This is a genomic window from Streptomyces sp. NPDC025833, from assembly GCF_055558055.1.
On sequence record NZ_JBVHNF010000017.1, the window covers coordinates 166451 to 191203 of the forward strand.

Consider the following 24753-nt stretch of genomic DNA (forward strand, 5'->3'; position numbering starts at 1 on the left):
GCCGTGGGGGTTTCGTTCTGGGAAGATCCTTACCCTGTCTACAGGACCTTCCAGGATCGTTCCGGCGTTTTCTGGGACGAGATGCTGGAAGTCTGGGTGGTCGCCGGCCGCAGCGCGGTGAACACCGTGCTGCGTTCCCCGGCGATGTCCTCGGACTGGCTCCGGCTGAACGCCGCCGGGTCGGTGTCCCGCGAGTTCCCCGCACTGGAGCGGATGCTGCGCGGCTGGTTCATGCTCATGGACCCGCCGCACCACACCCGGATGCGCCGGACCATGCAGTCCTTCTTCGTCCGCGGCCGGGTGGAGGGACTCGCCGGGGAGTTCCGGGACGTCGTCGCGCAGCGGCTGGAACTGCTGCGCCCGCTCGACGGCGTGGACATCGCGGGCGACTTCGCCACCCCCGTCGCCAGCCAGGTCCTCGCCCAGGTGCTCGACGTGCCGGCCGAGGTCGTCGCGGCGGCGGCCGTCCACATGGCCCCCATCGCCGGCTTCCTCGCCCAGCCGCACAAGCGGGAGTTCGCCGGGCGGGCCGCCGACGCCGTCGGCCGCCTCGACGGCCTCTACCGCGAGCTGGCCCCGCACCTGCCGCCCGGCAGCGCGCTGTTCCCCCTGCTCGGCGACGATCCGGCCGCGCCCGCGGACGCCTACCTGCACACCGCCCACCTGCTCTCCTTCGCCGGCCAGGAGACCACGGCCGGGCTCATCGCGAGCGGGCTGCTGCACCTGCTGCGCGAACCCCGCCTGTACAAGGAGGCCGCCGCGGGACAGGCCGACCCGGACGCGGTCGTCGAGGAGATGCTGCGCTTCGACACGCCCGTGCCGCAGGTCCCCCGGGTCGCGCTGTCCGACGTGACCGTGGAGGGGCGGACCATCCGGGCCGGCGACCGCGTCCTGGTCCTCATCGCCGCCGCCAACCGGGACTGGCGGAACACACCGGACGCCGACGTCCTCGACTTCGCGCGGGACCAGCGGCACCTGGCCTTCGGGGCCGGCATCCACTACTGCCTCGGCGCGCCGATAGCCCGCGGGGCCGCGAAGACGGCGATCTCGGAGTGGACGGCCGCGTTCCCCGGGGCCCGGCTCGCGCCGGAAACCGTCCGGTGGGCGGTCGGCACCGGCTACCGGCGACTCGAATCCGCTCTCGTCCAGCCTGCCTGAAAGAGGAAACGACATGAACAACTCGCTCGACGCGGTGCTCGCGGCCTACGGGAAGGTCGTCGGCACGCCGGAGGTCGGCGCGCAGTCCGACTTCTTCGAGATCGGCGGCCACTCCCTGCTGGTCATGGAGGTCATCTCGCTGCTGCGCACGGAGCACGGGATCAGCGTGCCGGCGCGGCAGTTCCTGACGGACGCCCGAGCGGAGGCCGTGGCGGCGGCCTGCGTGGCGGTCGAGGGCAGGTGAGGGCCGTGACGCGACCGGACGGCACCGGCACGGTCGTCGAGCTGGTCCTGGCCCAGGCGCGCCGGCGGCCGGACGCGCCGGCCGCGGAGTACCTGGGCGAGCGGACCACGTACGGCGAACTGGCCGGGCGGGCCGCCGGGATCGCCCTGGCGCTGACCCGCGGCGGCGTCCGGCCGGGCGCGGTGGTCGCGGTCCACCTGGACCGCGGCCCCGGGGTGCTGGCCGCCCAGCTCGGCGTCTGGCTCATGGGCGGGGTCTGCCTCACGCTGCCCGCCGGCCTGCCCCACGGCCGGCTCGCGGCGATCCTGGCCGACGCCGCCCCGGAGGCCGTCGTCGGCGAGCCCCCCGGCGGGCCGGGAACCGGCCTGCCCGATGTGCCCCGGGTGATCGACCCGGCGGGGTGCGCCCCGGCGGACCCCGGTGCGCTCGCCGGGGCCGGCGCCGGGGCGGTGGACGGCGCCGGGGACGGCGTCGGGGACGGCGCCTATCTCATCCACACCTCGGGCTCGACCGGGGTCCCCAAGGGCGTGCTGGTCGGCCACGACTCCTTCGCGCGGCTGGCGCGCTGGCACGGCGGCGCCTACGGCGTGACACCCGCCGACCGCGCCTCGTCGATCGCGGCCATGTCGTTCGACGCCTTCATGTGGGAGACCTGGCCGTACCTCTGCCACGGCGCGTCCGTCCACTTCGCGCCGGCGGAACTGAAGCTGGCGCCCTGGGAACTGGGCGACTGGTACCGGGCGCAGGCCATCGACCTGTCCTTCCTGCCGACCCCGCTGGCCGAGGCGTACCTGCGGCACGGCACCCACTTCGGGCAGCTCAGGTGCCTGCTGACCGGAGGGGACCGGCTGCGCCTGCGGGCCGGGCACCCCCTGCGGCGCTTCGTCAACCACTACGGCCCCACGGAGACGACGGTCGTCGCCACCAGCCACGAGGTGGCCCCGACGAGCACCGGTGCCGTCCCGATCGGCCGGGCGATCGGCCCCGCCCGGACCATGGTGTTCGACGGCGAGCGCGAGTCCGCGCCCGGCGCGGCCGGCGAACTCCTCGTCGGCGGACCGTGCCTGGCCCTCGGCTACTGGGGGAACCCGGAGGCGACCGCCCGGAGCTTCGTCCGCGTCACCGGATCCGGTGACCGGTGGTACCGCACCGGCGACCTCGTACGCCGTGACGAGGAGGGGGAGCTGGAGTTCCTCGGGCGGCTCGACCGGCAGATCAAGATCCGGGGCGTACGGGTGGAACCCGGCGAGATCGAGGGGGTGCTGGCCCGCTGCCCCGGGGTGAGCGACGTGGTGGTCGACTGGGACCCGGACGAGGCCCGCCTCACCGCCTACGTGGTCGGCACGGCGGACGGCGGCCGGGACCGCTCGGAGGCGGCGCTCACCGGGTTCGCCCGCCGCCACCTGCCGGCCGAGATGGTGCCGCGGCACTACGTCTTCCTCGACCGGATCCCGACGACGGCCCACGGGAAGGTCGACCGGGCGTCACTCCTCGGCACGCCCTGACCACCCGTGCCGTCCGCCCCGCCCGGCGCGGGTTCGCGCAGGTCCCCGGGGGTCACCGGCCCACCCGGCGGCGCCGGACCGGTCCGCGCCGACGGTATGTTGGAGACCGCGTCCGGCGGTTGACGGGTCTCGGAGCGGACGCGATCGACCGGGGGGAACATGCCGGAGCGGCACAGCGGCGACGACGGCGGGCGGCCGGAAACGGTGACACGGGACCGGTCGCCGGCGGAGGGGCACGAACGCCGGGGCGTCGCCGTGTGGGACGTCCTGCGCGAGCGGCCCCTGCGCTACCTGCTGTCGCCCTGGCCGCTGCGCTGCCTGGCGTACGTGCTGAGCGGGGCCGTGCTCGGATACGCCGTGCTGCTGGCGCTGACCATGCTGGTCCTCGTCGGCGTCACCCTCTCCGTGTTCGGCGTCGGCCTGCTGATCCTGACGGCCACCGCCGCGCTCGGGGTGCCCGTGGCGGCCGTGGAGCGGCGCCGCATCCGGCTCGTCGAACCCGAGCCGATGACGGATCCGCACAGCCTGCTCTCCGGCGTCGGCCTGCGGGGCTGGTTCCGCACCCGGCTGGAGGAGCGGGCCACCTGGCGCGAACTGGGCTACGCCGTGACGCTCGGCGTGCTCGGCACCGCCTCCGGCGCCGGTGTCGCGCTGCTGCTCGGCTTCTCCGGCTTCCTGACGGCGGCGCCCGTCCTGGTGTGGGCCGTCGCACCGGACACGGTGACGCTGCTGCCCGGCGACCCCGTCGGCAGCCCCGCCGAGGCCCTGCCCGCCAGCGCCGTGGGGCTCACCGGCCTGGTCCTGGCCGGGTACGCGGCGGGCTGGCTGGCCGGCGCCCAGGCGAAGGCCGCCCGGTTCCTGCTGTCGCCCCGCGACGAGGGCCTGAGCACCCGGGTCATCGAGCTGACGCGGTCCCGGGCCCGGCTCGTCGACGCCTTCGAGGCCGAGCGCCGCCGCATCGAACGCGACCTGCACGACGGGGCGCAGCAGCAACTGGTCGCGCTCTCGATGACGCTGGGACTCGCCGAGATGCAGATGCGGGAGGAGAACGCCCGCGCCCGCGAACTGGTCTCCCGGGCGCGCGGCGAGGCCCGGCTCGCCCTGGAGCAACTGCGCCGCCTGGTCCGCGACATCCACCCGCAGGTGCTCACCGACCACGGGCTGGCGGCGGCCGTGACGGAGGTCGCCCTGCGCAACCCCGTCCCCGTCACCGTCGACATCGAGCTGCCGCACCGGCTGCCCGCTGCGGTCGAGACCACCGCGTACTTCACCGTCACCGAGGCCCTCGCCAACGCCGGCAAGCACAGCGGCGCCTCGCGCATCACCATCACCGGCCGGCTGCGCGACGACCGGCTGCACCTCGCCGTCACCGACGACGGCCGGGGCGGCGCCGACCCCGACAGCGGGGCGGGGCTGCGGGGGCTCGCCGACCGCGTGGCGATCCTCAGAGGCCGGCTCACCGTCGTCAGCCCCGTCGGGGGGCCGACCGAACTCCGGGTGGAGGTTCCGTGTTCCGGGTAGTTCTCGCCGAGGACTCCGTGCTGCTGCGTGCCGGGCTGGTCGAGCTGCTCACGAGCGGCGGCCACGAGGTGGTGGCCGCCGTCGGCGACGCCGAGGCGCTGGTGGGCGCGGTGCACGAGCACCGCCCGGACGTGGTGGTGACCGACGTCCGGATGCCGCCGGGCCACCACGACGAGGGACTCCGGGCGGTCCTGGTGCTGCGCCGCCGCTACGCCGACCTGCCCGTGCTGGTGCTGTCCCAGTACGTGGCCACCGTCTACGCGACCCAGTTGCTCAGCGGCGGCGGCGCGGGCACCGGCGGCCTCGGCTATCTGCTCAAGGACCGGGTGGGCGAGGTCTCCGAGTTCCTCGACGCGCTGGCCCGCGTCGCGGCCGGGCACACCGTCATCGACCCCGAGGTGGTGCGCGTCCTGCTGGTCCAGCAGGCGCAGGCCCAGACGCTGGGCCGGCTCACCTCCCGGGAGCAGGAGGTGCTCGCGCTGATGGCGGAGGGCCTGAACAACCAGGCCATCGCGCAGCGCCTCACCATCACCGAGTCGTCCGTGGTCAAGCACGCCAGCAACATCTTCATGAAGCTGGACCTCGACCCGACCGACGGCAACCGGCGGGTCCTGGCCGTCCTCGCCCACCTGCGGGGCAGCTCCGCCGAGTAGCGCCCGGGCCGGACGGCTAAGGGCGCACGGACCCGGTCTCGGGCTGCCGCTCCGGCTCCGGGGTGAGCATCCGCGTCAGCCGGCGCACCGTCAGGTCCCAGGACCACTCCGCCTCGACCCACCGCCGTCCCGCCTCGCCCATCGCCGTCCGGTCCGCCGACAGCAGGGTGGAGGTGATCGCCCGGGCCACGGCCACCGGGTCCCGGCCGTCGACGACATGGCCCGTCCGCCCGTCCAGCACCGTGTCGGGGGCGCCGCCGGAGTCGCCGACGACGACGGGCAGGCCGCTGGCCGCCGCCTCCAGGAAGACGATGCCGAGCCCCTCGGCCTCCAGGCCGGCCTTGCGGGTGCGGCAGGGCATCGCGAACAGGTCGGCGCCGGCGTAGTGGTCGGCCATCCCGGCGTGGTCCATCCCGCCCGCGAAGACGACCGAACGCGGCGGGCAGCCGCGGGCCAGGCGGCGCAGCCGCCGCTCGTCCGGGCCCCGGCCGACGAGCAGCAGCACCGCCTCGGGTATGACGCGCAGGATGTGCGGCAGGGCGCGCAGCAGGGTGTCCTGGCCCTTGCGGGGCACGAGGCGGGAGGCGCACAGCACGACCTTGCGGTCCTCCCCGATGCCGTACCGCTCGCGCAGGGCGCCGCGGTGGCTCGCGGCGCGGTCGGGGTGGAACTCCCCGGCGTCCACGCCCGGGGTGAGCCGGGCGAGGCGGGCGTGCGGCCCGAGGGCGGGCGCGATCCGCGCCCGGGTGTACTCGCCGAGGTAGGTGACGGTGTCCACGCTGTCGCCGATCCGCCGCAGCACCTGGCGCGCCCCCGGCGTGCGGGCCCACCAGATCTCGTGCCCGTGCGTGGTGGCCACGATCCGGCGGACACCGGCCCGGCGCAGGTCCGGAGCCATCGCGGCGAGCGGCGCCGCCGCCCCGAACCACACCCGGTCGCAGCCGTGGGCACGCGCCAGCTCCACCGCGCGCCGGGTCGTCCGGGGGACGGGCAGCAGCATCCGGGAGGGGTCCCGGACCACCCGGAAGGGCAGGGTGCGGTCGAACTCCGCGGCGCCCGGCTCGCTCGACGTGTACACCACGAGGTCGCCGGGCAGCCGGCTGACCACTTCGTGCACGAAGGTCTCGATGCCGCCCTGCCGGGGCGGGAAGTCGTTGGTGATGACCAGGGTGGTGCTCACGGGAGGTGCCGCCTTCGTTCGGGGGTGGGAGTGGGGGACGGGGTGGGCTGGGAGCGGGCGCGCGCGGAGAACGCGACGGGCAGGCTGGGCCGGCGCGCCGCCGCGCCGTGCGCGGGGTCGGCGCGGCGGGTCCACAGGAGGAGGACGAGCGGCAGCGAGAAGTACCCGAACCGCCCGGCCGGGGCGAGCAGGAAGGCCACGCAGAGCCCGGCGGCGAGCCGGTCGGCCGCGGCGACCGCGCCGGCGGGCGGCCGCACCACCAGCCAGGCGCCGACGGCCAGGGCGCCGCACAGCAGCAGCGCGACGGCCAGGTACCAGCCGGCAGGACCCGAGCCGGCCAGCAGCCGGCCGGGCATCGGGCTGCTCGCGGGGGTGGGCACGGCGCCCCGGCCGGTGGGGAAGGCCAGCACCTGCTGGACCAGGGCGGCGGGGGAGACCAGCGCGCACGGCACGACCAGGGCCGCCGTCCCGGCGAGCGCGGCGACCGCGCCGCGCACCGCGGCCCGGGTGCCCGCGCCGCGGGCGAGCAGGACCGCGGCGACCGCGATCGCGGGCAGCGCGGTCCACTTCAGCGAGCAGGCGGCCGCGAGGGCGAGACCGGCCGCGACCGGGCGGCGCCGGGCGGCGAGCGCGAGGCCGAGGCAGCACAGCCCGGTCAGCGGCAGGTCGACCCCGCTGACGCACAGCGGCATGGCGACGACCGGGGAGGCGGTCAGCACCGCGGTGCCCGTCGCGTACGGGGAGGGCCCGCGGCGCTCCCGGGCGCCGGGGCCGGGCCGGGGGGCCGGGCCGCGCAGGACGACGCGGCCCGCGTGCAGGCAGAGCAGGAAGGCGCCGGCGCACCACAGGCGCGCGTCCCCGAGCAGCCGCGCCGCCGCGTGGTGGTCGCCGAGCAGGGCGCGGGGCATCCCGAACAGCGCCATGCCCGGCAGGTACGGGGTGTACTCGTCGACGGTGCGGGGGTGCGGGAGATAGGGCGTGCCGTGGTGCAGCAGCAGGGCGCCCGCCCGCTCGATCACCCCGACCTCGACCTGCGCCCGGCCGGTCAGCGTGAGGTACGCCAGCGGCAGGACGACGGCGCCGGTCAGCGCGACGCCCACGGACAGCCCCCGGGCCGAGGGCCGGGGCAGCAGGCAGGCGGCGCCCGCGGCGCCCAGGTAGGCCACGGCGGCGCACAGGCCCCACGCGCGGTGCGTGGCCTGGTCGGAGAAGAGGGGGAAGAAACCGGCCCATCCGGCGGAGAGCGTCCAGCCCGTCACCCACGCCGTCCGCCGGTCGCACCGGCGGGCCGCCGCGGTGCGCCACCGGTGGCCGGAGTCTTTCGCCCGGCTCGCCCCCGCCCGGCTGCTGTGTTGTATGGACACCCTTTCATTCCACAGGAGTTGGGGACCGGGCGCGACGGGTTTAGGCCGAGCCTCCATGGTGGGGTTTTCCCCACGTCGGGGCGGTCCGGCGGGCGCGTGGGGCGGGTGGCGGCTGGCGTGAAACAGGCGCAATAGGAGGGCGATAAGAGGGGCGGTTAGCGTCGGCGGGTGTTCGAAGGATGTCCGAAAGCCGTGCGACTGGATCTTCGTGGTCCTTCGGACGGACCCGAGATCCACTCGTCCGTCAGGAGATCCCGTGACCGCTGCCATCGAGACCGAGGGCCTAGTCAAGGAGTTCGACGGGAACCGGGCCGTGGACGGGGTCGACCTGACGGTCCCGGCGGGGACCGTGCTCGGTCTGCTGGGACCCAACGGCGCCGGTAAGACCACCATCGTCCGGATGCTGGCCACGCTGATCCGTCCCGACGGGGGCCGCGCCCGGGTCGCGGGCCACGACGTGGTCGCGGAGGCGCTCCAGGTGCGCGCCCGCATCGGGCTCACCGGCCAGTACGCCTCGGTGGACGAGGCCATCCCCGGCTGGGACAACCTCTACATGATCGGCCGGCTGCTGCGGCTTCCCCGGCGGCGCGCCCGGGCCCTGGCGGACGAACTGCTGGAGCGGTTCCGGCTGACCGACGCGGCCCGCCGGCTGCCGCGCGACTACTCCGGGGGCATGCGCCGCCGCCTCGACCTCGCGGCGAGTCTCGTCGGTGAACCGGAGGTGCTCTACCTGGACGAGCCCACCACCGGCCTCGATCCCCGCAGCCGCAACGAACTGTGGGACATGGTCCGTGACTTGGTCGCGCGCGGCACGACGGTGCTGCTCACCACGCAGTACATGGAGGAGGCGGAGGCCCTGGCGGACCGGATCGCCGTGATCGACCGCGGCCGGATGATCGCCGGCGGCACGGCCGCGGAACTGCGGGCGCGGGTCGGCGGGCAGGTGCTGCGGGTCCGCCCGGGCGGCGGCGCCGACCTCGCCGAGGTGGCCCGGCGGCTGAGCGCCGCGGGGGAGGGCACGGCCACCGTGGACCCCGCCGAGGGACTGGTCTGCCTGCCGCTGGCCCGGGACGGGGATCTCACGGCCGCGGTGCACGCGCTCACCGCCTCGGGCGTGGCGATGGACGCCCTCGACACCCACACCCCCAGCCTCGACGAGGTGTTCCTGACCCTCACGGGGGGCGCGCCGACGGAAGGACGGACGACCGGATGACCGCGACGCTGCTGACCTCGCCGGACCGGACCCGGAAGGAGGAGGGCCGCGCCGCCGCGCGCCGGGTGGGGCCGCGGGCGGCCGCCGGTCACGCGCTGGCGATCGCCCGGCGCAATCTCGTGCAGCTGCGGTACGACCCCTCGCAGCTCCTGGACGCCACGCTGATGCCGATGGTGTTCACGCTGATTTTCGTCTACGTCTTCGGCGGGGCCATCGGGGGGAACCAGGCCGATTACCGACAGTATTTGATCCCCGGTATCATGGTGCAGGTCGCGGGTTTCGCCGCCCAGGTCACCGGGGTGGCGCTGAACCTGGACTTCAGCACCGGGGTCATGGACCGGTTCCGTTCCCTGCCGATTGCGCGGTCCGCGGTGCTGTCCGGGCGGATTCTGGCCGACTTGTGTCGATTGGCGCTCGGACAGGCGGTCATTCTGCTTTTCGCATTGGCCATCGGGTTCCGTATGCATACGAATCCCTTGTGCGTACTTGGCGCCCTTGCGCTGCTTATGCTCTATGGGCTGTCGCTGTCCTGGATCGCCGCTTTCGTCGGTCTGGCGATCCGCAGTCCCCAGGCCGTTCAGTCCATGGGTTTCCTGTGGATGATCCCACTCCAATTCGGCAGTTCGATGTTCGCCGACCCGGAGACGATGCCCGGCTGGCTCCAGGCGTTCGCCCAGGTCAACCCCACCACTCTGGTGGTCGACGCGTGCCGTGGGCTGATGGTGGGAGGGCCGGTCGCCGGGAATCTCCTCGGCGCTTTGGCGTGGACATGTGGAATCCTGCTGGTCTTCGCCCCGCTGGCCGTGCGCCGCTACACCCGCCGGGCCTGAGAGGTGGTGCCCGCGGCGCCCGGGCCGGTCGGCCAGGGCCCGCGTGACGCTGTCGTGTCGTAATATTTTGGACGCTTCGAAAGACCTGTGAAGCGCTTACCGGCCGATGCCCGACGGCTGCACTCCGGCTGCCGGCCCGGCTGGTGTTGACAATCTCTTCAACGCGTGTCGCTCCGCTGCGGCGTCTACCCGGACCCCGAGCGGAGAAACCGCAAGAAGATACGGGGGATATATGGGCTCAGGGACAGGGCAACCGCAACTTCACTTCAAAATTCTCGGTCCGCTCTCCGTCACGGCGCAGGGCCGCCCGGTTCCGATCGGGGGCTCACGGCAGCGGACCATCCTGGCGATGCTTTTACTGCATCCGGGCAACGTCGTCTCGGTCGACACGCTGGTCGAAGCGGTCTGGAACGGCAGGCCGCCGGCCACGGCGCGCACCCAGGTGGCCATCTGCATCGCCGCGCTGCGCAAGAGGTTCAAGGCCGAGGGGTGTGACGACGAGGTCATCCTCACCGCCCACCCCGGCTACGTCCTCGCCCTCGACCACCACTACCTGGACGTCACCGAGTTCGACCGGCTGGTCGCCGACGCCCAGGACGCCGTCCGGCAGCAGCGTCCCACCGACGCCGCCGCCCTCTACGAGGAGGCGCTCGGCCTGTGGCAGGGCCCGGCGCTCGCGGGCGTGGCGGGCACCCAGATCGAGGACGAGATCCAGCGCCTGGAGGAACTGCGCCTGGCCACCTACGACAGCTTCGTGGAGGTCCAGCTCGAACTGGGCCACCACCGCGACATCATCCCCGGACTCGTCTCCGTGGTCCGCGACCACCCGCTGCGGGAGCGTTCCCGCCACGCCCTGATGCTGGCCCAGTACCGGGTCGGCCGCCGGGCGGAGGCGATGGAGACCTTCCGCGAGGGATGGGAGCAGTCCGTCGAGGGGCTCGGCCTGGAACCCGGCCCGGAACTCCAGGAGCTGCACACCGCGATCCTCCAGGACGACCCCGGCCTCGTCACTCCCGCCACCGCCGTGCCGAAGGCGTCCGCCGCCGAACGCCGGATGCCGATGGAACTGCCCGCCGACGTACCCGACTTCGTCGGGCGCGGCCCGCAGCTCACGGCCCTCGGCCGGCTGGTCGGCGACGACCAGGACGCCCACACCCCGCTCTCGGTCGGACTCATCACCGGCCCCGCGGGGGCCGGCAAGAGCGGCCTGGCCATCCACTGGGCGCACCGGGTCGCCGAGCGCTTCCCCGACGGGCTGCTCTTCGCCGACCTGGGGGCCCAGCAGGAGCACCAGGAACCGCCCACGGCCGACGCGGTGCTGGGCAGGTTCCTGTCCTCGCTGGGCGTACCCGGCCCGGAGATCCCCACCTCGACGGCCGAGCGGGTCGCGCTGTACCGCAGCGTCCTCGCCGGCCGCCGGGTGCTGATCGTGCTGGACAACGCCCAGGCGTTCGACCAGATCCGCACCCTGATCCCCGGCGGCTCGCGCTGCTGCGTCCTGGTCACCAGCCGGGGCGAGCTGGAGCAACTGCTGATCCGGCACGGCGCCGTCCGCATCGGCGTGGACGCCCTGCCCGTGCAGGAGGCGGTCTGCCTGCTCGGACGCGTCGTCGGCGCGGCCCGGGTCGAGGCCGCCCGGCCGGACGCCGTCCAGCTCGTCGACCTGTGCGACCGGCTGCCCCTCACGGTCCGGGTCGCCGCCGCCCGGCTGGCGGCCAAACCGCACTGGCCGATCGGCTACCTGGTCTCCCGGCTCACCCCGGAGCAGACCCGGCTCGACGAACTCAGCGTCGCCGGCACGCAGGTCCGCTCCGCCTTCGCGCTCAGCTACCGCTCCCTGTCCCCGGACGCCGCCCTCCTCTACCGCAGGCTCGGCCTGCTGGAGGCACCGGACTTCGCCGCCTGGGTCGGCGCGGCACTGCTGGGCCGGGACCCGGCCGGCACCGAGAAGCTGATCGACCAGCTCCTCGCCGCCCAACTGCTGGCCGTGGCGGGCTTCGACGGGACGGGGGAGCCCCGCTACCGCTTCCGCACCCTCTCCCGGCTGTACGCCAAGGAGCTCGCCCACCGGCACGAGAGCGTCCTGGACCGGCGCTCCGCGCTGAGCCGCGCCTTCGACGGCTGGCGGACCCTCGCCGAGCACGCCCGGCGCGCGGAGCGCGGCACCCTCGACCCCCGGGGCCCGGGCGTGACACCGGGCGGCCCGGCCGACACCGCGCTCTACGGCAGACTGGCGCGGTACCCGTCGGACTGGCTGCGGGCCGAACGGCAGGCCCTCATCTCGGTCATCGACCAGGCGGCCCACCACGGCATGGACCGGGTCAGCGAGGCCCTCGCCACCCTGGTGCTGGAGCGTCCCGAGGCGTGCGTCACCGTCGCGCGCCCACCACGGGCCCCCGCGGCCTGAGCGCGCGGCGGGGGGGGGCCCCCCCCCCGGCCCCGGGGGGGGGGGCGCCCCCCCCGGGCCCCCCCCCCCGGGGGGGGGGGGGGGGGGGGGGGGGGGGGGGCCCGCCGGGCGGCCCCCCCACCCCGGGCACCCCGTCCGCTCAGTCCAGCACGTGGCCGTCGTCCTGCCGGAAGCCCCGCGACCGGCGCAGGTCGGTGAAGACGAAGGTGCGCTGGAGCCAGCGGTCCAGTCCGTCGTAGCGGGGCCGGAACGAGGACCGTCCGTGCACGGTGACCCGGTTGTCGACGATCGCCAGATCGCCCGGCGCCAGCCGCAGCCCCCGGGCCGTGCGCTCGAACAGCCCGCCCAGCTCGTCCAGGGCGGCCCGGCCGAGCTCCGTCAACGGCTCGGTGGCCGCCAGGTCGACGCAGAGGTCCGGGTCCCCGGGAGCCCCGTACAGCACCGCGCGCGGCTCCGTACCGCCGTCGTGCCCGCCGAACGAGGGCGGCGGCGCGGTGACGAACTCCGCGCGGAACAGGGCCTGCCGCGACTCCTCCGTCAGCAGCGGAAGGACCTGCCGGACGCAGGAGGTGCGCAGTTCGGCCACCCCCTCGTGGTCGGCCCGCAGGCACAGCAGCAGCACGAAGTCCGGCCGGTGCGGGTGGAAGGCGTTCTCCGTGTGGAAACTGAGCAGCACGGAGCCCGCGTTGCTCTGGTCCTCCTCCTTCCCCGGCACCGGGACGACGTCCTGCACGATCGCCCCGCTCTTCTCGGCCCTGAACGCCCCCGGATCGCCGAGACCGCTGGCGACCAGGGTCAGCACCGCCGCGCCCACGGTGGTCTCGCGCTGCACCGAACCCGGCCGCGACGGGGTCGGCGGCAGGTCCTCCGCACCGACCGGCAGCCCCCGGACCACCATGGTGCCGGTCGGGCCGGAGTCGCGCCGGAACTCCCGCAGCCCGGTGATCAGCCCGGCCGGCAGCTCCGGCCAGGCCCGCCGGACCGTGGCCAGCCACGCCGGGTCGTCCACGGCGGCGCCCGGCCGGTCGGCCAGCCAGCCCGCCAGGCGCTCCGTCAGCAGCCGGTCGTCAGCGCCCGTACCGAGGACGCCCGGCTCCGCATCACTCGCCGTTGTCGTCGTCATCCCGGTCAGCCCATCGCCTCGACGACACTGCGCGGGCGCATGTCGGTCCAGTTCTCGTTGATGAACGCGAGGCTCTCCGCGTGCCCGGCCTCCTGCTGGGCCACCGTCCAGCCGGCCGGGACCTCGGCGAAGGCGGGCCACAGCGAGTACTGGCCCTCGTCGTTGACCAGGACCAGGTAGCGCCCGTCCGGGTTCTCGAACGGATTGCTCATGGGGGTACCTCTCTCCGTGGTGCTCTCGGGTGTTTCGCGAGTGGTCCCGCCCGGGCGGGACCAGGGGTGCCGCCGGGACGGCCGGGTCCGGGGCCGTCCCGCGCGGGGCGGGCGGTGGCGTCAGGGCGCCCCGGCGGCCATCGCCCCGTCCAGGTCGAGTGCGTCCGAGCCGTACAGCCGGTGCACCCAGGTGGTCTGGTAGACCGTGTCGAGATAGCGCTCGCCCAGGTCGGGCGCGATGGCCACGGCGGTGCCGCCGCGGCGGCCGGGACCGCGCCCGGCGAACCAGCGCTGCGCGCCGGCGACCACCGTCCCGGTGGAGCCGCCGAACAGGAAACCCCGTTCGACCAGCCGCCGGCAGGCCCGGATCGTGTCGATCTCCGGCACGTGCACGACGTCGTCCACGAACGACTCGTCCAGCAGCGGCGGCCGCACACCGGCGCCCAGCCCCGGGATCATCCGGGTCTCGGGGGTGCCGCCGAAGATGACCGAGCCGACGCTGTCCACCGCGACGATCCGCACCTCGGGCCGGTGCGCCCGGAACCAGCGCGCACAGCCCATCAGCGTGCCGGTGGTGCCGGCGCCGACGAACAGCACCTCCAGGTCGGCGAAGCGCCGCGCGATCTGCGGCGCGGTCAGCCGGTGGTGCGCCCGCCAGTTGTTCGCGTTGACGTACTGGTTCAGCCACACGTACCGGTCGTCGCCCGCGCAGAGCTGCCGGACGTGGGCGAGCCGCGCCCCGAGGTAACCGTCCTCGGGGTGGGGCTCGGTGATGATGCGCACCTCGGCGCCGAGCGCCTCCATCATCTGCCGGGTGGCGAGGTTGCAGCGCGAGTCGGTGACGCACACGAACCGGTAGCCCTTGCTCGCGGCGATCGTGCTCAGCGCGACACCGAGGTTGCCGGAGGAGGACTCCACCAGGACCGAGTCGGCGGTGAGCAGACCCGACCGCTCGGCCGCCTCGATCATTTCGAGGGCGGCCTTCTGCTTGATCGAGCCCGAGAAGTTGAACCCCTCGCACTTCAGGTGGAGGGGGACGCCGAGGGACGGTTCCAGATCGACGTAGAGATCGTCCTCGTTGAACTCATGGGGAGCCGAGATGATCGGCACTGTGCCTCCCGCGGGTGTGCACGGTTGGGGATGCGGGCCGCTCAGCCGTACCGACGCATCTCATGGAAGAAGTCGTCGACCACGGCGAGCTCCCCCGCGGCCCGCACCGTGTCGTACACGTGCTTGCCGACGGCCAGGTCGAGCACCCCGAGGCCGAACGGGGAGAAGACGACCGGGCGGTCCCGGCCCGGGCGCGCCCGGCCGGTCAGCACGTCGTCCAGGGTGCCGTCGAGGAAGTCGCGGTTCCCCGTGCGCTGTTCGGTCAGGTGCACGGAGGTGTCCGCCTTCAGGCAGTGCTCCACGTCGTCGACGATGTTCGCCGACGCGAGGATCACCTCCGGCGACAGGTCGCGCAGCGACACGTGCAGCACCAGCGGGCGGTGCTCGAACCAGGAGGGGTCGGTGACGTGCGGGGTGGCCGCCGTCGTCGCGAAGACCAGCAGGTCCGAGCCGCGCACCGCGTCCTCGGCACGGTCGTGCACCGTCACCTTCGCGGCACCGCCGGACGCCTGGCGCAGGTACGCGGCGAACCCGCTGGCGTGCTCCTCGGACAGGTCGTGCACGCCGATCTCGTCGAACGACCAGCCGGTGCCCGCGAGGTAGTCGTACACGTACCGGGCGATGAGGCCCGCGCCGAAGATGCCGATGCGGCGGGGGCGCTCCCCGCCCGCGGTGAGCCGGTCGGCGGCGAGCGCCGCCGAGGCCGCGGTACGGCTCGCGCTGATGATGGAACTCTCCAGGCACGCCAGCGGGTAGCCGGTGTCCCGGTCGTTGAGGATCAGCACGGCCGAGGCGCGCGGGATGCCGGCGGCCACGTTCTCGGGGAAGCTGGAGATCCACTTGATGCCGTCCACCCGGCTCTCCCCGCCGATCGACGCCGGGAGCGCGATGATCCGCGCGGTGGGGCGGTCGGGGAAGCGCAGGAAGTACGACGGCGGGTTGACGGTCTCGCCCGCGCCGTGGGTGCGGTAGGCGGCCTCGACCAGGGCGACGACATCCCGGTGCCGCCCCTGGAGGGCACGGTGCACCTGGCTGCCGGAGATCACCGCGAACGACGGTGCGGTGTCGGAAACGGACATCATGGCTCCACGGAGAAGGGACTAGGACAGGACGTGGCCGGCGAGCCGGACCGGATCGCCGAGGACCACGACGACGTCGCGGTCGCCCTCGTACGGGTCGCGGCTGTGGGCCATGCGGAGGTTGTCCACCAGCAGCAGGTCGCCGCTTCGCCACGGCTCCCCGATCGAGGCGGCCCGGTAGGCGGCGTTGATCGTCTCCACCGTCTCGGCGGTGATCGGCGCACCGTCCCCGTAGGCCGTGTTGAACGGCAGGCCGTCGGGCCCGTACACGTCGACCAGGTAGTCCCGGATCGCCGGGTCCATGGTCCGCTCGTTCAGGAAGGCGGCCTGGTTCAGCCAGACCGGGACCCCGGTGCGCGGGTGCGGCAGCACGGCGGCCCGGCGCTGCCGGGTGCGCAGCCGGCCGTCCGGCAGCCACTCGAGGTCCAGGCCGGCCGCCGCGCAGTACGCGTCGACCGCCGCCCGGTCCCCGGTGCCGAACGCATCCGGCCAGGGCACCCCGATCTCGTGGTAGGCGCGGGACAGCAGCCAGCCGTCGCGCTCGAACCGCGCGACCAGCTCCGGCGGCAGCATCCGCAGCACCTGCTGGGAGTCGGCGACCCGGGTGAGGCCGCCGCTCGCCGGCGCGGTCAGGCAGCCGAACAGGATCAGGCCGGGCACCTCGGCCGCGTAGCTCAGCTCGTGGTGCATGCACATCGGCTCGTCGGCGGGCCACTCCGACGACGAGTAGACGCCCGGGGCGTGGACACGGCGCGGCGCGAACCGCTCCCGCTCGGTCATCGGCTCGATGCCCAGCGCCGCCGCGGCCCCGGCCACCTCGGCCGGCGAGCCGACACCGAGGCCGCGCAGCAGCACGGCGCCGTACTCGGCGACCAGCGCGTGGACCTCGTCCCGGCGCTGCGCCGCCCAGTCGGCCGCGGAGCCCGGCAGGGGCCCCGCCGTCAGCACGGGCAGGGCGCGCGCCGGGGCGTCCGGCCCGGCGGCGGCCGGGTCCCCGGCCACCGCGGCGGAGGGGTCGTGCACGGACAGGGAACTCATCTCATGTGCCTCTCTGGGCGGTCTTCCGCTCCAGCAGCGCCGCCACCTCGGCGACGGTCGGGGTGTGGGCCAGCTCCCCCACCGACACCACCCGGTCCAGCGCGACGGCCAGCTTGATGGCGGTGAGGGACGTGCCGCCCAGCTCCGTGAACCGGGACCCGCGGCCGATCCGCTCCACCGGGACCCGCAGCAGGTCCGCCCACAGGGCGGCGACCCGGCGCTCGGTGTCCGACGCCGGGGCCGCGAAACCGTCCGCGCCCGCGGTGCGTTCCGCCTCGGCTGCCAGCCGGGTCAGCGCCTTGCGGTCGGTCTTGCCGTTCGCCGTGAGCGGCAGCGCGTCGAGCCGGTACAGGCGCTGCGGCACCATGTAGCCGGGCAGCGCCTCGGCCAGCGCGGAGCGCGGCCCGTCCGCGGACACCGCCTCGCCGCCGGTGTAGAAACCGGCCAGGTACGGCCGCCCGGCCGGGCCCGCGACGACGACCGCGCCGTCCCGTACGCCCGCCACCTGGAGCAGCCGGTTCTCGATCTCGCCGATCTCGATGCGGAAGCCGTTGACCTTCACCTGGGCGTCGCGCCGGCCCAGGAACTCCAGGGTGCCGCCGGGCAGCCAGCGGCCGAAGTCGCCCGAGCGGTACAGCCGTTCGCCGGGGCGGTACGGGTCGAGGCCGAACGCCGCCTTGGTGCGGGCCTCGTCGTTGACGTAGCCGCGGCCGACGCACACGCCCGAGAACACGATCTCCCCCGGCACGCCGAGCGGCACCAGGGCCAGGCGCTCGTCGACCACGTACACGCGGACGTTGCGCACCGCGCGGCCGAGCGGCACCGAACCGCCCTCGGGCACCCGGTCCATCACCTCGTGGTTGGTGTCGTCGGAGGTCTCGGTGAGCCCGTAGGCGTTCACCAGCAGCACCGACGGCAGGACGTCGAACCAGCGCTGGACCAGCTCCCGCTTCAGGGCCTCGCCGGTCGCGGACACGCAGCGCAGCCGGGGCAGCGGGCGCGGCCGCTCGGCCAGCGCCGAGAGGACCACCTCCAGGTAGGAGGGCACGAGCTGCGCCACCTGGACGCCGCCGTCCTCCAGCGTGTCCAGGAAGCGGTGGACGTCGAGGACGGCCTCCTGCTCGACGATGTGCGTCCGGCCGCCCACCAGCAGGGCCGACACGAGCTGCCACAGCGAGATGTCGAAGCACTGCGGGGCGGTCTGCGCCACCACCTCGCCCTCGGTCATCCCGAGGTCCTCGATCTTGGCGTACAGGTGGTTGAGGAAGCCCGCGTGCTCGCACATCGCGCCCTTGGGCTCGCCGGTGGACCCGGAGGTGAAGTAGATGTACGCGAGCTGGCCGGCGGCGACCGGCAGCCCGAGGTCGTCCTCGGACCGGTCCTCGGCCAGCACCTCGTCGAGGAACGCCAGCTCCACACCGGGGTGTGCGGCGAGTGCCGCGTCCAGGTACGGCGCCCCGCGCCCGGCGAGCACCCGGCGGCTGCCGCTGCGGGCCAGCACCGTGGCGATCCGGTCGGCCGGGAACGACGGTTCGAGCGGGAGGTAGCAGCCGCCCGCCTTGAGCACGCCGACCACCGCCGCCAGCCACTCCAGGGTGCGTTCGCTCACCACGGCGACCACGTCCTCCGGGCGCAGCCCGCGGTGGTGCAGCGACCACGCGATCCGGTTGGCGCGGGCGTTCAGCTCCCGGTAGGTCCAGCGGCGGTCCCCCTGGACCGCGGCGACCGCGTCGGGATGCCGGCGCACCCGCTCCTCGAACAGCTCGTGGAACCGGCGGTCGGGCAGCTCCCGGACCGGTCCCGCGAACTCCTCCAGGAGGGTGCGCGTCTCCTCGGCCGGGAGCAGGCCGCGCGCGTGGTGCGGGGTGTCCGGGGCGGCGGTCAGCAGACCGAGCGCCGTGCGCAGGTAGCCGTCGACCCGCTCGGCGGACACGTACCGCTGCGCCCGGGCGCCCTGCCAGGCCAGCAGGGCCTCGGCCCGCCCGGCCGGGGTGGCCGCCCGGGCGACCAGGTCCCGCCAGGTGCCCTCCTCCACCGCGCCCTCGTGGAAGCCGGAGACGGTGGCCGCCACCTTGGCCCGCGCCGCGAGCCACACCGTTTCGGTCCCGACACCGCATTCCCCGGCCACCCGGCCGATCGCGGCCGCGAGCTCCGCGGACACGGCGGGAGGAGATCCGGGCCGCGATTCCCCCTGGCCTGACGCGCCCGTCGCGCTGTCACTCACAAGCGTTGCCCCCACACCGGAAGTCCGTCGGACCGCGGAACCGGCGGCCGATTCCACGCTGAGCGTCGACGACGTTAGGAGGTGGCTATATCGCCGCCCTATCGATGTGCCTCGCGGGGGCCGATACGGGGTCAATACCGGGCGCCCGGCGGGCCCCGGCGGACCGGTCACGGCCGCCCGTACACCGGTGTACGGTCCCCGTCGGCCATCATCCGCGACACGCGCACCCAGTGGTCCAGCAGCTCCGCGGCGGCCCCGGAGTCGATGGACAGCCGGGCGTCGGGCAGGCAGGCGGCGATGCGTTCGGCGACCGGCCGGCCGTCCGGGCGCAGCGCGGCGAGTCCGGCCGCGGCGGACAGCACCACCGCGTCCCGAACGGGCCCGCGCGCACCGGCCAGCACGTCCCGCGCCACCCGCGCGTTGTACGTCCGGTCGCCGCCGCGCAGCGCGCCCGCGGGGGCGTGGGGGATGCCGACCTCCCGCGGGTCGAAGACCGTCGTCGTCACCTCGCCCCCGGCGACGGTCCACACCGTGGAGGTGGTGTGGACCGTCAGCTCGTCCATGCCGTCGTCGCCCCGGACGACCAGGCCGGACGTGCCGCGGCGGGCCAGCACCCGGGCGGCGAGCGGACCCGACCGCGGATCGGCCACGCCCAGCGTCTGGGCGGCGGGCCGGGCCGGATTGGCCAGCGGGCCGAGCAGGTTGAACACGGTCGGCACACCGAGTTCGCGGCGCACCGGTGCCGCGTGCCGGAGCGCGGGATGGAACACGGGGGCGAAGCAGAAGACGAGGCCGGTCTCCTCGACCAGCTCGGGCAGGCGGGCGGGCGGCAGGTCGAGGACGACGCCCAGTTCCTCCAGCACGTCCGCCGAGCCGCACGCCGAGGACGCCGCGCGGCCGCCGTGCTTGACCACGCGCGCCCCGGCGCCGGCCGCGACGATCGCCGCCATCGTCGAGATGTTCACACTGTTCGAACGGTCGCCGCCCGTGCCCACGATGTCGAGGACCGGGCCCGGCACGGGCAGCGGCACCGCGTGCTCGTACAGCGTCCGCAGCAGGCCCTCGACCTCCCCGGCCACCTCGCCCTTGGCCCGCAGTGCCACCAGCAGCCCGGCCAGCCGGGCGGGCGGCACCTCGCCGCACATCACCTGGCGCAGCGCCCAGGCGGTGTCGTCCGGCGTCAGGTCCCGGCCGGCGAGCAGCGCCTCGATCAGCCCTGGCCAGGACCGTTCCGCGTACCGGGGGGTCATCCCGCGTTCCATGCCTGCCCCGCTCTCGTCGTCCGGCCGGTCCGGTGCGCGGCGGCCGGCCCGGAACCGGCCGCGGGAACGGCGGCCCGGGCGCCCGCGCCGACATGCCGGGCGGCGGGCCGGGCGGGGTCCGCGCCGGGGCTCGTACCGGGGCCGCGCTCCGGTGGCCGGTCCGCGCCGAGCGGTCCGGCCGGCGGGGCGCACGGGCCCGGGGGCCGGTGGCGGGGGAGTCGCGTAGGGGGTGCGGGTACCGGGGGCCGTCCGGCCCGGCGGGCCGGGGCGGCGGCGGTCGGGCAGGCGTGAGGTGTCGTCATGGGAGCGGGGATCCGTCCAAGATCGTCAGGAGGGGCGGACCCGGCACAGCAAAGCAGCCGCGGACCGGCCGCGCCCACACCACTTGGCCGCCGCTTCACCGGACCACTCGGGAATCCCTTGACGCTGTCGTCCCCCGGTCGGTGCAATCGCCGTACCCGGCCGGCATGGGCCCCGGGCGGCCGGTACGGCGCCCGTGCCACCGGACGGGGTCCGTACGGCGCCCGTGCCACCGGAGGCGGGGCCGGGCCGCCGGGGGTTTCTCCCGGCCGCCGCCCTCCCCGCCGGGCACCCCGGACCCGCCCCTCCCCCCGGGCAACCCCGTCGCCCGCGCCACGCGGGGGGGCCGGCCCCGCGCATCGCGTACCGGCTCCGTACCGATCCCCATGGAGGTCACCCGTGCACGCTCCCGCTTCCCCCGCCCTCGCCCCGCAGGGCACCGGTCCCGGCTCCCAGGCGCCCGTCGCGGCGCAGCGGCCCGACTGGCCCGACCCGGACCGGCTGGCCCGGGTGCGCGCCGAACTCTCCGCCCTGCCGCCCCTGGTGGCCGCCGCCGAGTGCGACCGGCTGCGCGACCGGATGGCGGCGGTCGCCCGGGGCGAGGCGTTCCTGCTCCAGGGCGGCGACTGCGCCGAGACGTTCGCGGGCTCGACGGCCGACGCGGTCGTCGGCAAGCTCGCCACCCTCCTCCAGATGGCGGTCACCCTCAGCTACGGCGCGGGCGTGCCCGTGATCAAGGTCGGCCGGATGGCCGGCCAGTACGCCAAGCCGCGCTCGCGGCCCGTGGAGACCCGCGACGGCACGACCCTCCCGGCCTACCGGGGCGACGCGGTCAACGGCACGGAGTTCACCGCCGCGGCCCGCCGCCCCGACGCCGGCCGGCTGCTGCGCGCCTACACCGCCTCGGCGGGCGTCCTCAACCTGGTCCGGTCCTACGCCACCGGCGGCCCCGGCGACCTGCACGAGGTCCACCGCTGGAGCCGCGGCTTCATCGACGGCCCGGCCGGCCGGCGCTACGAGCGGCTGGCCGACGAGATCACCCGCGCGCTGCGCTTCATCCGCGCCAGCGGCGCCGCCCCCGCCGAACTGCGCGCGGCCGAGTTCTTCGTCAGCCACGAGGGACTGCTGCTGGACTACGAGGAGCCGCTGACCCGGCGCGACGAGCGCACCGGCGCCCGCTACGCCACCAGCGGCCACCTGCTGTGGATCGGCGAACGCACCCGGGCACTGGACGGCGCGCACGTCGCGTACGCCGCCGGGATCGCCAACCCCCTCGCGGTCAAACTCGGGCCCGCCACCCGCCCCGACGAGATCCCCGGCTACCTGGACCGGCTCGACCCGCGCCGCGAACCGGGCCGGCTGACCTTCGTCGTGCGGGCCGGCGCGGACCGGGTGCGCGACGTGCTGCCCGCGCTGGTGGAGCGGGCCCGTGCCGAGGGCGCCCCGGCCGGCTGGGTGTGCGACCCGGTGCACGGCAACACCGTCACCACCGGCAGCGGGCTGAAGACCCGCCGGTTCGACGACGTCCTCGCCGAGGTGCGCGGCTTCTTCGAGGTCCACCGCGCCCTGGGCACCCACGCCGGGGGCCTGCACGTCGAGTTGAGCGGCGACGACGTGACCGAGTGCCTCGGCGGCGGCGCCGGCATCCGCGAACGGCACCTGCCGCGCCGTTACGAGACCGCATGCGACCCCCGGCTGAACCGCACCCAGTCCCTTGAACTCGCGTTCGCCGTCGCGGAGATGATGCGGAACTGATCCCCCCGCTCACCGAAAAGCAGACGGCGGCCGCCGGATGCTCAGCCGATGCGCACTCGATAAAGCGGCTCCGTAGCATCCCCGGCGAATCGTCATTGTTTCCGTGGGGGCAGTGTCGAACCGTCGCGGTAAATCCGGAACCGGCTCTCATCGGAGGGTATGCATGCTCGGAAACATCGTCATTGTCGGTGGTGGTACGTCGGGCTGGATGACCGCCGCTTATCTGCGCCGAGCACTCGGCGACAAGGTGTCCGTCACCCTCGTGGAATCCAAGCGGATCAAAACCATCGGGGTCGGCGAGGCCACCTTCAGCACGGTCCGGCACTTCTTCGACTATCTGGGTATGGCCGAGCACGAGTGGATGCCCAGGTGCAATGCCACGTACAAGCTCGGTATCCGGTTCGAGAACTGGCGGGAGAAGGGCCACTACTTCTACCACCCGTTCGAGCGGCTGCCCGTCGTGGACGGATTCCCGCTCACCGACTGGTGGCTGGCGAAGCGGCCCGGCGCGCGATTCGACCGGGACGTCTTCCTGATGGCGTCGATCGTCGACAACGAGCGCTCGCCCCGCTTCCTGGACGGCACCCTCTTCGAGCAGGAGTTCGTGGAGCGCGGCGGCGCCCCGGACCGGACCACCCTGTCCGAGCAGGGCACCCAGTTCCCGTACGCCTACCAGTTCGACGCCTCGCTGCTCGCCGACCACCTCTGCGAGTACGCCACCGGGCGCGGCGCCCGCCACATCGAGGACGACGTGCTCGACGTGGTCCGCGACGAGCGCGGCTGGATCAGCCACATCGTCACCAAGGACCACGGCGACCTCACCGGTGACCTCTTCATCGACTGCACCGGCTTCCGCGGCCTGCTGATCAACCAGGCACTGGAGGAGCCCTTCGTCTCCTACCAGGACACCCTGCCCAACGACAGCGCCGTCGCCCTGCGCGTCCCCGTCGACATGGAGAAGCGCGGCCTGCGCCCCTGCACGACCGCCACCGCGCAGGACGCCGGCTGGATCTGGACCATCCCGCTCTACGGCCGCATCGGCACCGGCTACGTCTACGCCTCCGACTACTGCGGTCCGGAGGAGGCCGAGCGCACCCTGCGCGAGTTCGTCGGACCCGACGCCGAGGAACTGGAGGCGAACCACATCCGCATGCGGATCGGCCGCACCCGCCAGTCCTGGGTGAACAACTGCGTGGCGATCGGCCTCTCCAGCGGCTTCGTCGAGCCGCTGGAGTCGACCGGCATCTTCTTCATCCAGCACGGCATCGAGCAACTGGTCAAGCACTTCCCGGGCGCCGACTGGGACCCGCGGCTGCGGACCTCGTACAACACCGCCGTGGCCCGCGTCATGGACGGCGTCCGCGAGTTCCTCGTGCTGCACTACCACTGCGCCGCCCGCACCGACAACGCCTACTGGCGCGACGCCAAGACCCGCGCGCTGCCCGACGGCCTCGCCGAGCGGATGGAGCAGTGGCGCGCCAAGCTGCCCTCGACGGAGACCATCTACCCGCACTACCACGGCTTCGAGCCCTACTCCTACCTGTCGATGCTGCTCGGCCTCGGCGGCCTGGAGCTCAAGCCGGCCAACGCGGTCACCCTCATGGACGACGCCCGCGCCGCCGACGAGTTCCGGCGGATCAAGGACCTGTCGCACGACCTCGTCAAGCGGCTGCCCAGCCAGTACGAGTACCTGTCGCGGATGCGCTGACGCGCCGGGACACCGCGGCGGGCGCGTCGGGGGAGCGGGACCGCCGCGGGTGCACCGGCCGCGGCCCGGGACCGGTGGCCGGCCGCCCGGCGCGGACGGGCGGAACACCCCGCCCCCGGGACCGCCACCCCCGGCCCGGGCCCGAGCGCGCCGGGCCCGGTCCCCGGCGGTCCGCCGGCCGCGTCGCCCGCACCCTCCCCGCCCCGGCCGGCGACCAGCCGGGCCCCAGACCAGCGGAACGGTGAGCCATGCCCCCTGTCACCTCCACCCCCCGGCACAGCACCGGCCCGGCCCCCGCCACCGGAGCCGGCTTCCGGACGCTGATGGCCGGCTTCCCCAGCGGGGTCACCGTCATCACGGCCGGCGACGGCGCCACCGGCCCCTGCGGCATGACCTGTTCCGCCGTGTGCAGCGTCACCCCCGAACCGCCCACGCTGGTCGTCGGCGTCCGGGCCGAGAGCCCCACCCTGCTCCGGGTCCTGGACACCGGCCGCTTCGCGGTGAACTTCCTCCACCACCACGGCCGGGGCACCGCCGAACTCTTCGCCTCCGGCGATCCCGAGCGGTTCTCCAGGGTCGCCTGGGACCTGCCGGCCGGAGCCGCCGGCCCGCACCTCGGCGACGCCGCCCGGTCCGTCGCCGACTGCGCGGTCACCCACACCGTCCGGGTCGGCGCCCAGCGCATGGTCTTCGGCGAGATCTACGGCATCCGCGAGCTGGCCGACGCCCCTCCGCTGCTGTACGGGCTGCGCCGCTACCACGCCTGGCCGGCCGCGGCCGGCGACCGCGAGGCGAGCGGCGCCCCGCGGGAAGGAGGGGCCGGCGGTGACCACGGCTGACCGGCCGCGCACGGACACCCGGGACGGG

20 protein-coding genes are annotated in these 24753 nt (G+C 74.9%); 11 read left to right on the forward strand and 9 right to left on the reverse strand.

Going from position 1 to position 24753, the window contains the following annotated elements; genetic code table 11:
- The first annotated feature begins 81 nt into the window (after positions 1 to 81).
- From ACZ4K2_RS28650 to ACZ4K2_RS28670, 5 genes are all read left to right on the forward strand, one after another.
- The gene (locus ACZ4K2_RS28650; RefSeq protein ID WP_467477359.1) at positions 82 to 1158 is read left to right on the forward strand and encodes a cytochrome P450; all 1077 of its coding nucleotides are present in this window, start codon (positions 82 to 84) and stop codon (positions 1156 to 1158) included.
- A 13-nt stretch (positions 1159 to 1171) separates the two neighbouring features.
- Positions 1172 to 1402, forward strand: coding sequence for a phosphopantetheine-binding protein (locus tag ACZ4K2_RS28655; protein ID WP_467477361.1), 231 nt, complete (start codon positions 1172 to 1174; stop codon positions 1400 to 1402).
- 5 nt (positions 1403 to 1407) lie between these two features.
- Positions 1408 to 2907: an amino acid adenylation domain-containing protein gene (locus tag ACZ4K2_RS28660; RefSeq protein ID WP_467477364.1), complete on the forward strand. Its 1500-nt coding sequence runs from the start codon at positions 1408 to 1410 to the stop codon at positions 2905 to 2907.
- A gap of 159 nt (positions 2908 to 3066) precedes the next feature.
- Complete coding sequence (locus tag ACZ4K2_RS28665; protein WP_467477367.1) at positions 3067 to 4428, forward strand: sensor histidine kinase; 1362 nt, start codon at positions 3067 to 3069, stop codon at positions 4426 to 4428.
- The gene (locus ACZ4K2_RS28670) at positions 4416 to 5081 is read left to right on the forward strand and encodes a response regulator transcription factor (protein ID WP_467477370.1); all 666 of its coding nucleotides are present in this window, start codon (positions 4416 to 4418) and stop codon (positions 5079 to 5081) included. The genes ACZ4K2_RS28665 and ACZ4K2_RS28670 overlap by 13 nt, the downstream gene beginning before the upstream one ends.
- A gap of 16 nt (positions 5082 to 5097) precedes the next feature.
- Here the strand turns inward: ACZ4K2_RS28670 and ACZ4K2_RS28675 are convergent, their stop codons facing one another.
- Together ACZ4K2_RS28675 and ACZ4K2_RS28680 are read right to left on the reverse strand one after the other, a co-directional pair.
- A complete protein-coding gene (locus ACZ4K2_RS28675) occupies positions 5098 to 6261 on the reverse strand; it encodes a glycosyltransferase family 4 protein (protein ID WP_467477373.1) in 1164 nt (387 codons plus the stop codon).
- On the reverse strand, positions 6258 to 7625 hold the full coding sequence (locus ACZ4K2_RS28680) for a glycosyltransferase 87 family protein (RefSeq protein ID WP_467477375.1): 1368 nt from the start codon (positions 7623 to 7625) through the stop codon (positions 6258 to 6260). Before ACZ4K2_RS28680 ends, ACZ4K2_RS28675 begins: the two co-directional genes overlap by 4 nt.
- Positions 7626 to 7881: 256 nt before the next feature.
- Here ACZ4K2_RS28680 and ACZ4K2_RS28685 point away from each other — a divergent pair, with 256 nt between their 5' ends.
- The 3 genes from ACZ4K2_RS28685 (at position 7882) to ACZ4K2_RS28695 (ending at position 12075) form a co-directional block, all read left to right on the forward strand.
- Complete coding sequence (locus ACZ4K2_RS28685; protein WP_467477377.1) at positions 7882 to 8838, forward strand: ATP-binding cassette domain-containing protein; 957 nt, start codon at positions 7882 to 7884, stop codon at positions 8836 to 8838.
- A complete protein-coding gene (locus ACZ4K2_RS28690) occupies positions 8835 to 9668 on the forward strand; it encodes an ABC transporter permease (protein ID WP_467477379.1) in 834 nt (277 codons plus the stop codon). The genes ACZ4K2_RS28685 and ACZ4K2_RS28690 overlap by 4 nt, the downstream gene beginning before the upstream one ends.
- 232 nt (positions 9669 to 9900) lie before the next feature.
- Positions 9901 to 12075 (forward strand): AfsR/SARP family transcriptional regulator, encoded by a 2175-nt coding sequence (locus tag ACZ4K2_RS28695; RefSeq protein ID WP_467477382.1) that lies wholly within the window; start codon positions 9901 to 9903, stop codon positions 12073 to 12075.
- Positions 12076 to 12214: 139 nt separating this feature from the next.
- On the opposite strand, the gene ACZ4K2_RS28700 is transcribed toward ACZ4K2_RS28695, so the two are convergent.
- The 7 genes from ACZ4K2_RS28700 to trpD all read right to left on the reverse strand — a co-directional run bounded on the left by ACZ4K2_RS28700 (position 12215) and on the right by trpD (position 20111).
- Positions 12215 to 13198 (reverse strand): TauD/TfdA family dioxygenase, encoded by a 984-nt coding sequence (locus ACZ4K2_RS28700; RefSeq protein ID WP_467477384.1) that lies wholly within the window; start codon positions 13196 to 13198, stop codon positions 12215 to 12217.
- Positions 13199 to 13203: 5 nt separating this feature from the next.
- The gene (locus ACZ4K2_RS28705) at positions 13204 to 13410 is read right to left on the reverse strand and encodes an MbtH family protein (RefSeq protein ID WP_467477386.1); all 207 of its coding nucleotides are present in this window, start codon (positions 13408 to 13410) and stop codon (positions 13204 to 13206) included.
- Positions 13411 to 13530: 120 nt separating this feature from the next.
- The gene (gene sbnA / locus ACZ4K2_RS28710) at positions 13531 to 14520 is read right to left on the reverse strand and encodes a 2,3-diaminopropionate biosynthesis protein SbnA (protein WP_467477390.1); all 990 of its coding nucleotides are present in this window, start codon (positions 14518 to 14520) and stop codon (positions 13531 to 13533) included.
- Positions 14521 to 14561: 41 nt separating this feature from the next.
- Positions 14562 to 15599 carry a 2,3-diaminopropionate biosynthesis protein SbnB gene (gene sbnB, locus ACZ4K2_RS28715; protein ID WP_467477437.1) on the reverse strand — a complete coding sequence of 346 codons (1038 nt, stop codon included), beginning with the start codon at positions 15597 to 15599 and terminating at the stop codon, positions 14562 to 14564.
- Positions 15600 to 15620: 21 nt separating this feature from the next.
- On the reverse strand, positions 15621 to 16637 hold the full coding sequence (locus tag ACZ4K2_RS28720; RefSeq protein WP_467477393.1) for a TauD/TfdA family dioxygenase: 1017 nt from the start codon (positions 16635 to 16637) through the stop codon (positions 15621 to 15623).
- Between the two features lies 1 nt (position 16638).
- Positions 16639 to 18708, reverse strand: a complete 2070-nt coding sequence (locus ACZ4K2_RS28725; protein ID WP_467477439.1) for a non-ribosomal peptide synthetase — start codon at positions 18706 to 18708, stop codon at positions 16639 to 16641.
- Positions 18709 to 19028: 320 nt separating this feature from the next.
- A complete protein-coding gene (gene trpD, locus ACZ4K2_RS28730; RefSeq protein ID WP_467477396.1) occupies positions 19029 to 20111 on the reverse strand; it encodes an anthranilate phosphoribosyltransferase in 1083 nt (360 codons plus the stop codon).
- 711 nt (positions 20112 to 20822) lie between these two features.
- Here trpD and ACZ4K2_RS28735 point away from each other — a divergent pair.
- The 3 genes from ACZ4K2_RS28735 to ACZ4K2_RS28745 all read left to right on the forward strand — a co-directional run bounded on the left by ACZ4K2_RS28735 (position 20823) and on the right by ACZ4K2_RS28745 (position 24725).
- Positions 20823 to 22178: a class II 3-deoxy-7-phosphoheptulonate synthase gene (locus ACZ4K2_RS28735; protein ID WP_467477399.1), complete on the forward strand. Its 1356-nt coding sequence runs from the start codon at positions 20823 to 20825 to the stop codon at positions 22176 to 22178.
- 163 nt (positions 22179 to 22341) lie between these two features.
- Positions 22342 to 23886 carry a tryptophan halogenase family protein gene (locus tag ACZ4K2_RS28740; protein WP_467477403.1) on the forward strand — a complete coding sequence of 515 codons (1545 nt, stop codon included), beginning with the start codon at positions 22342 to 22344 and terminating at the stop codon, positions 23884 to 23886.
- Positions 23887 to 24134: 248 nt separating this feature from the next.
- Positions 24135 to 24725, forward strand: a complete 591-nt coding sequence (locus tag ACZ4K2_RS28745) for a flavin reductase family protein (RefSeq protein WP_467477406.1) — start codon at positions 24135 to 24137, stop codon at positions 24723 to 24725.
- Positions 24726 to 24753: the final 28 nt, after the last annotated feature.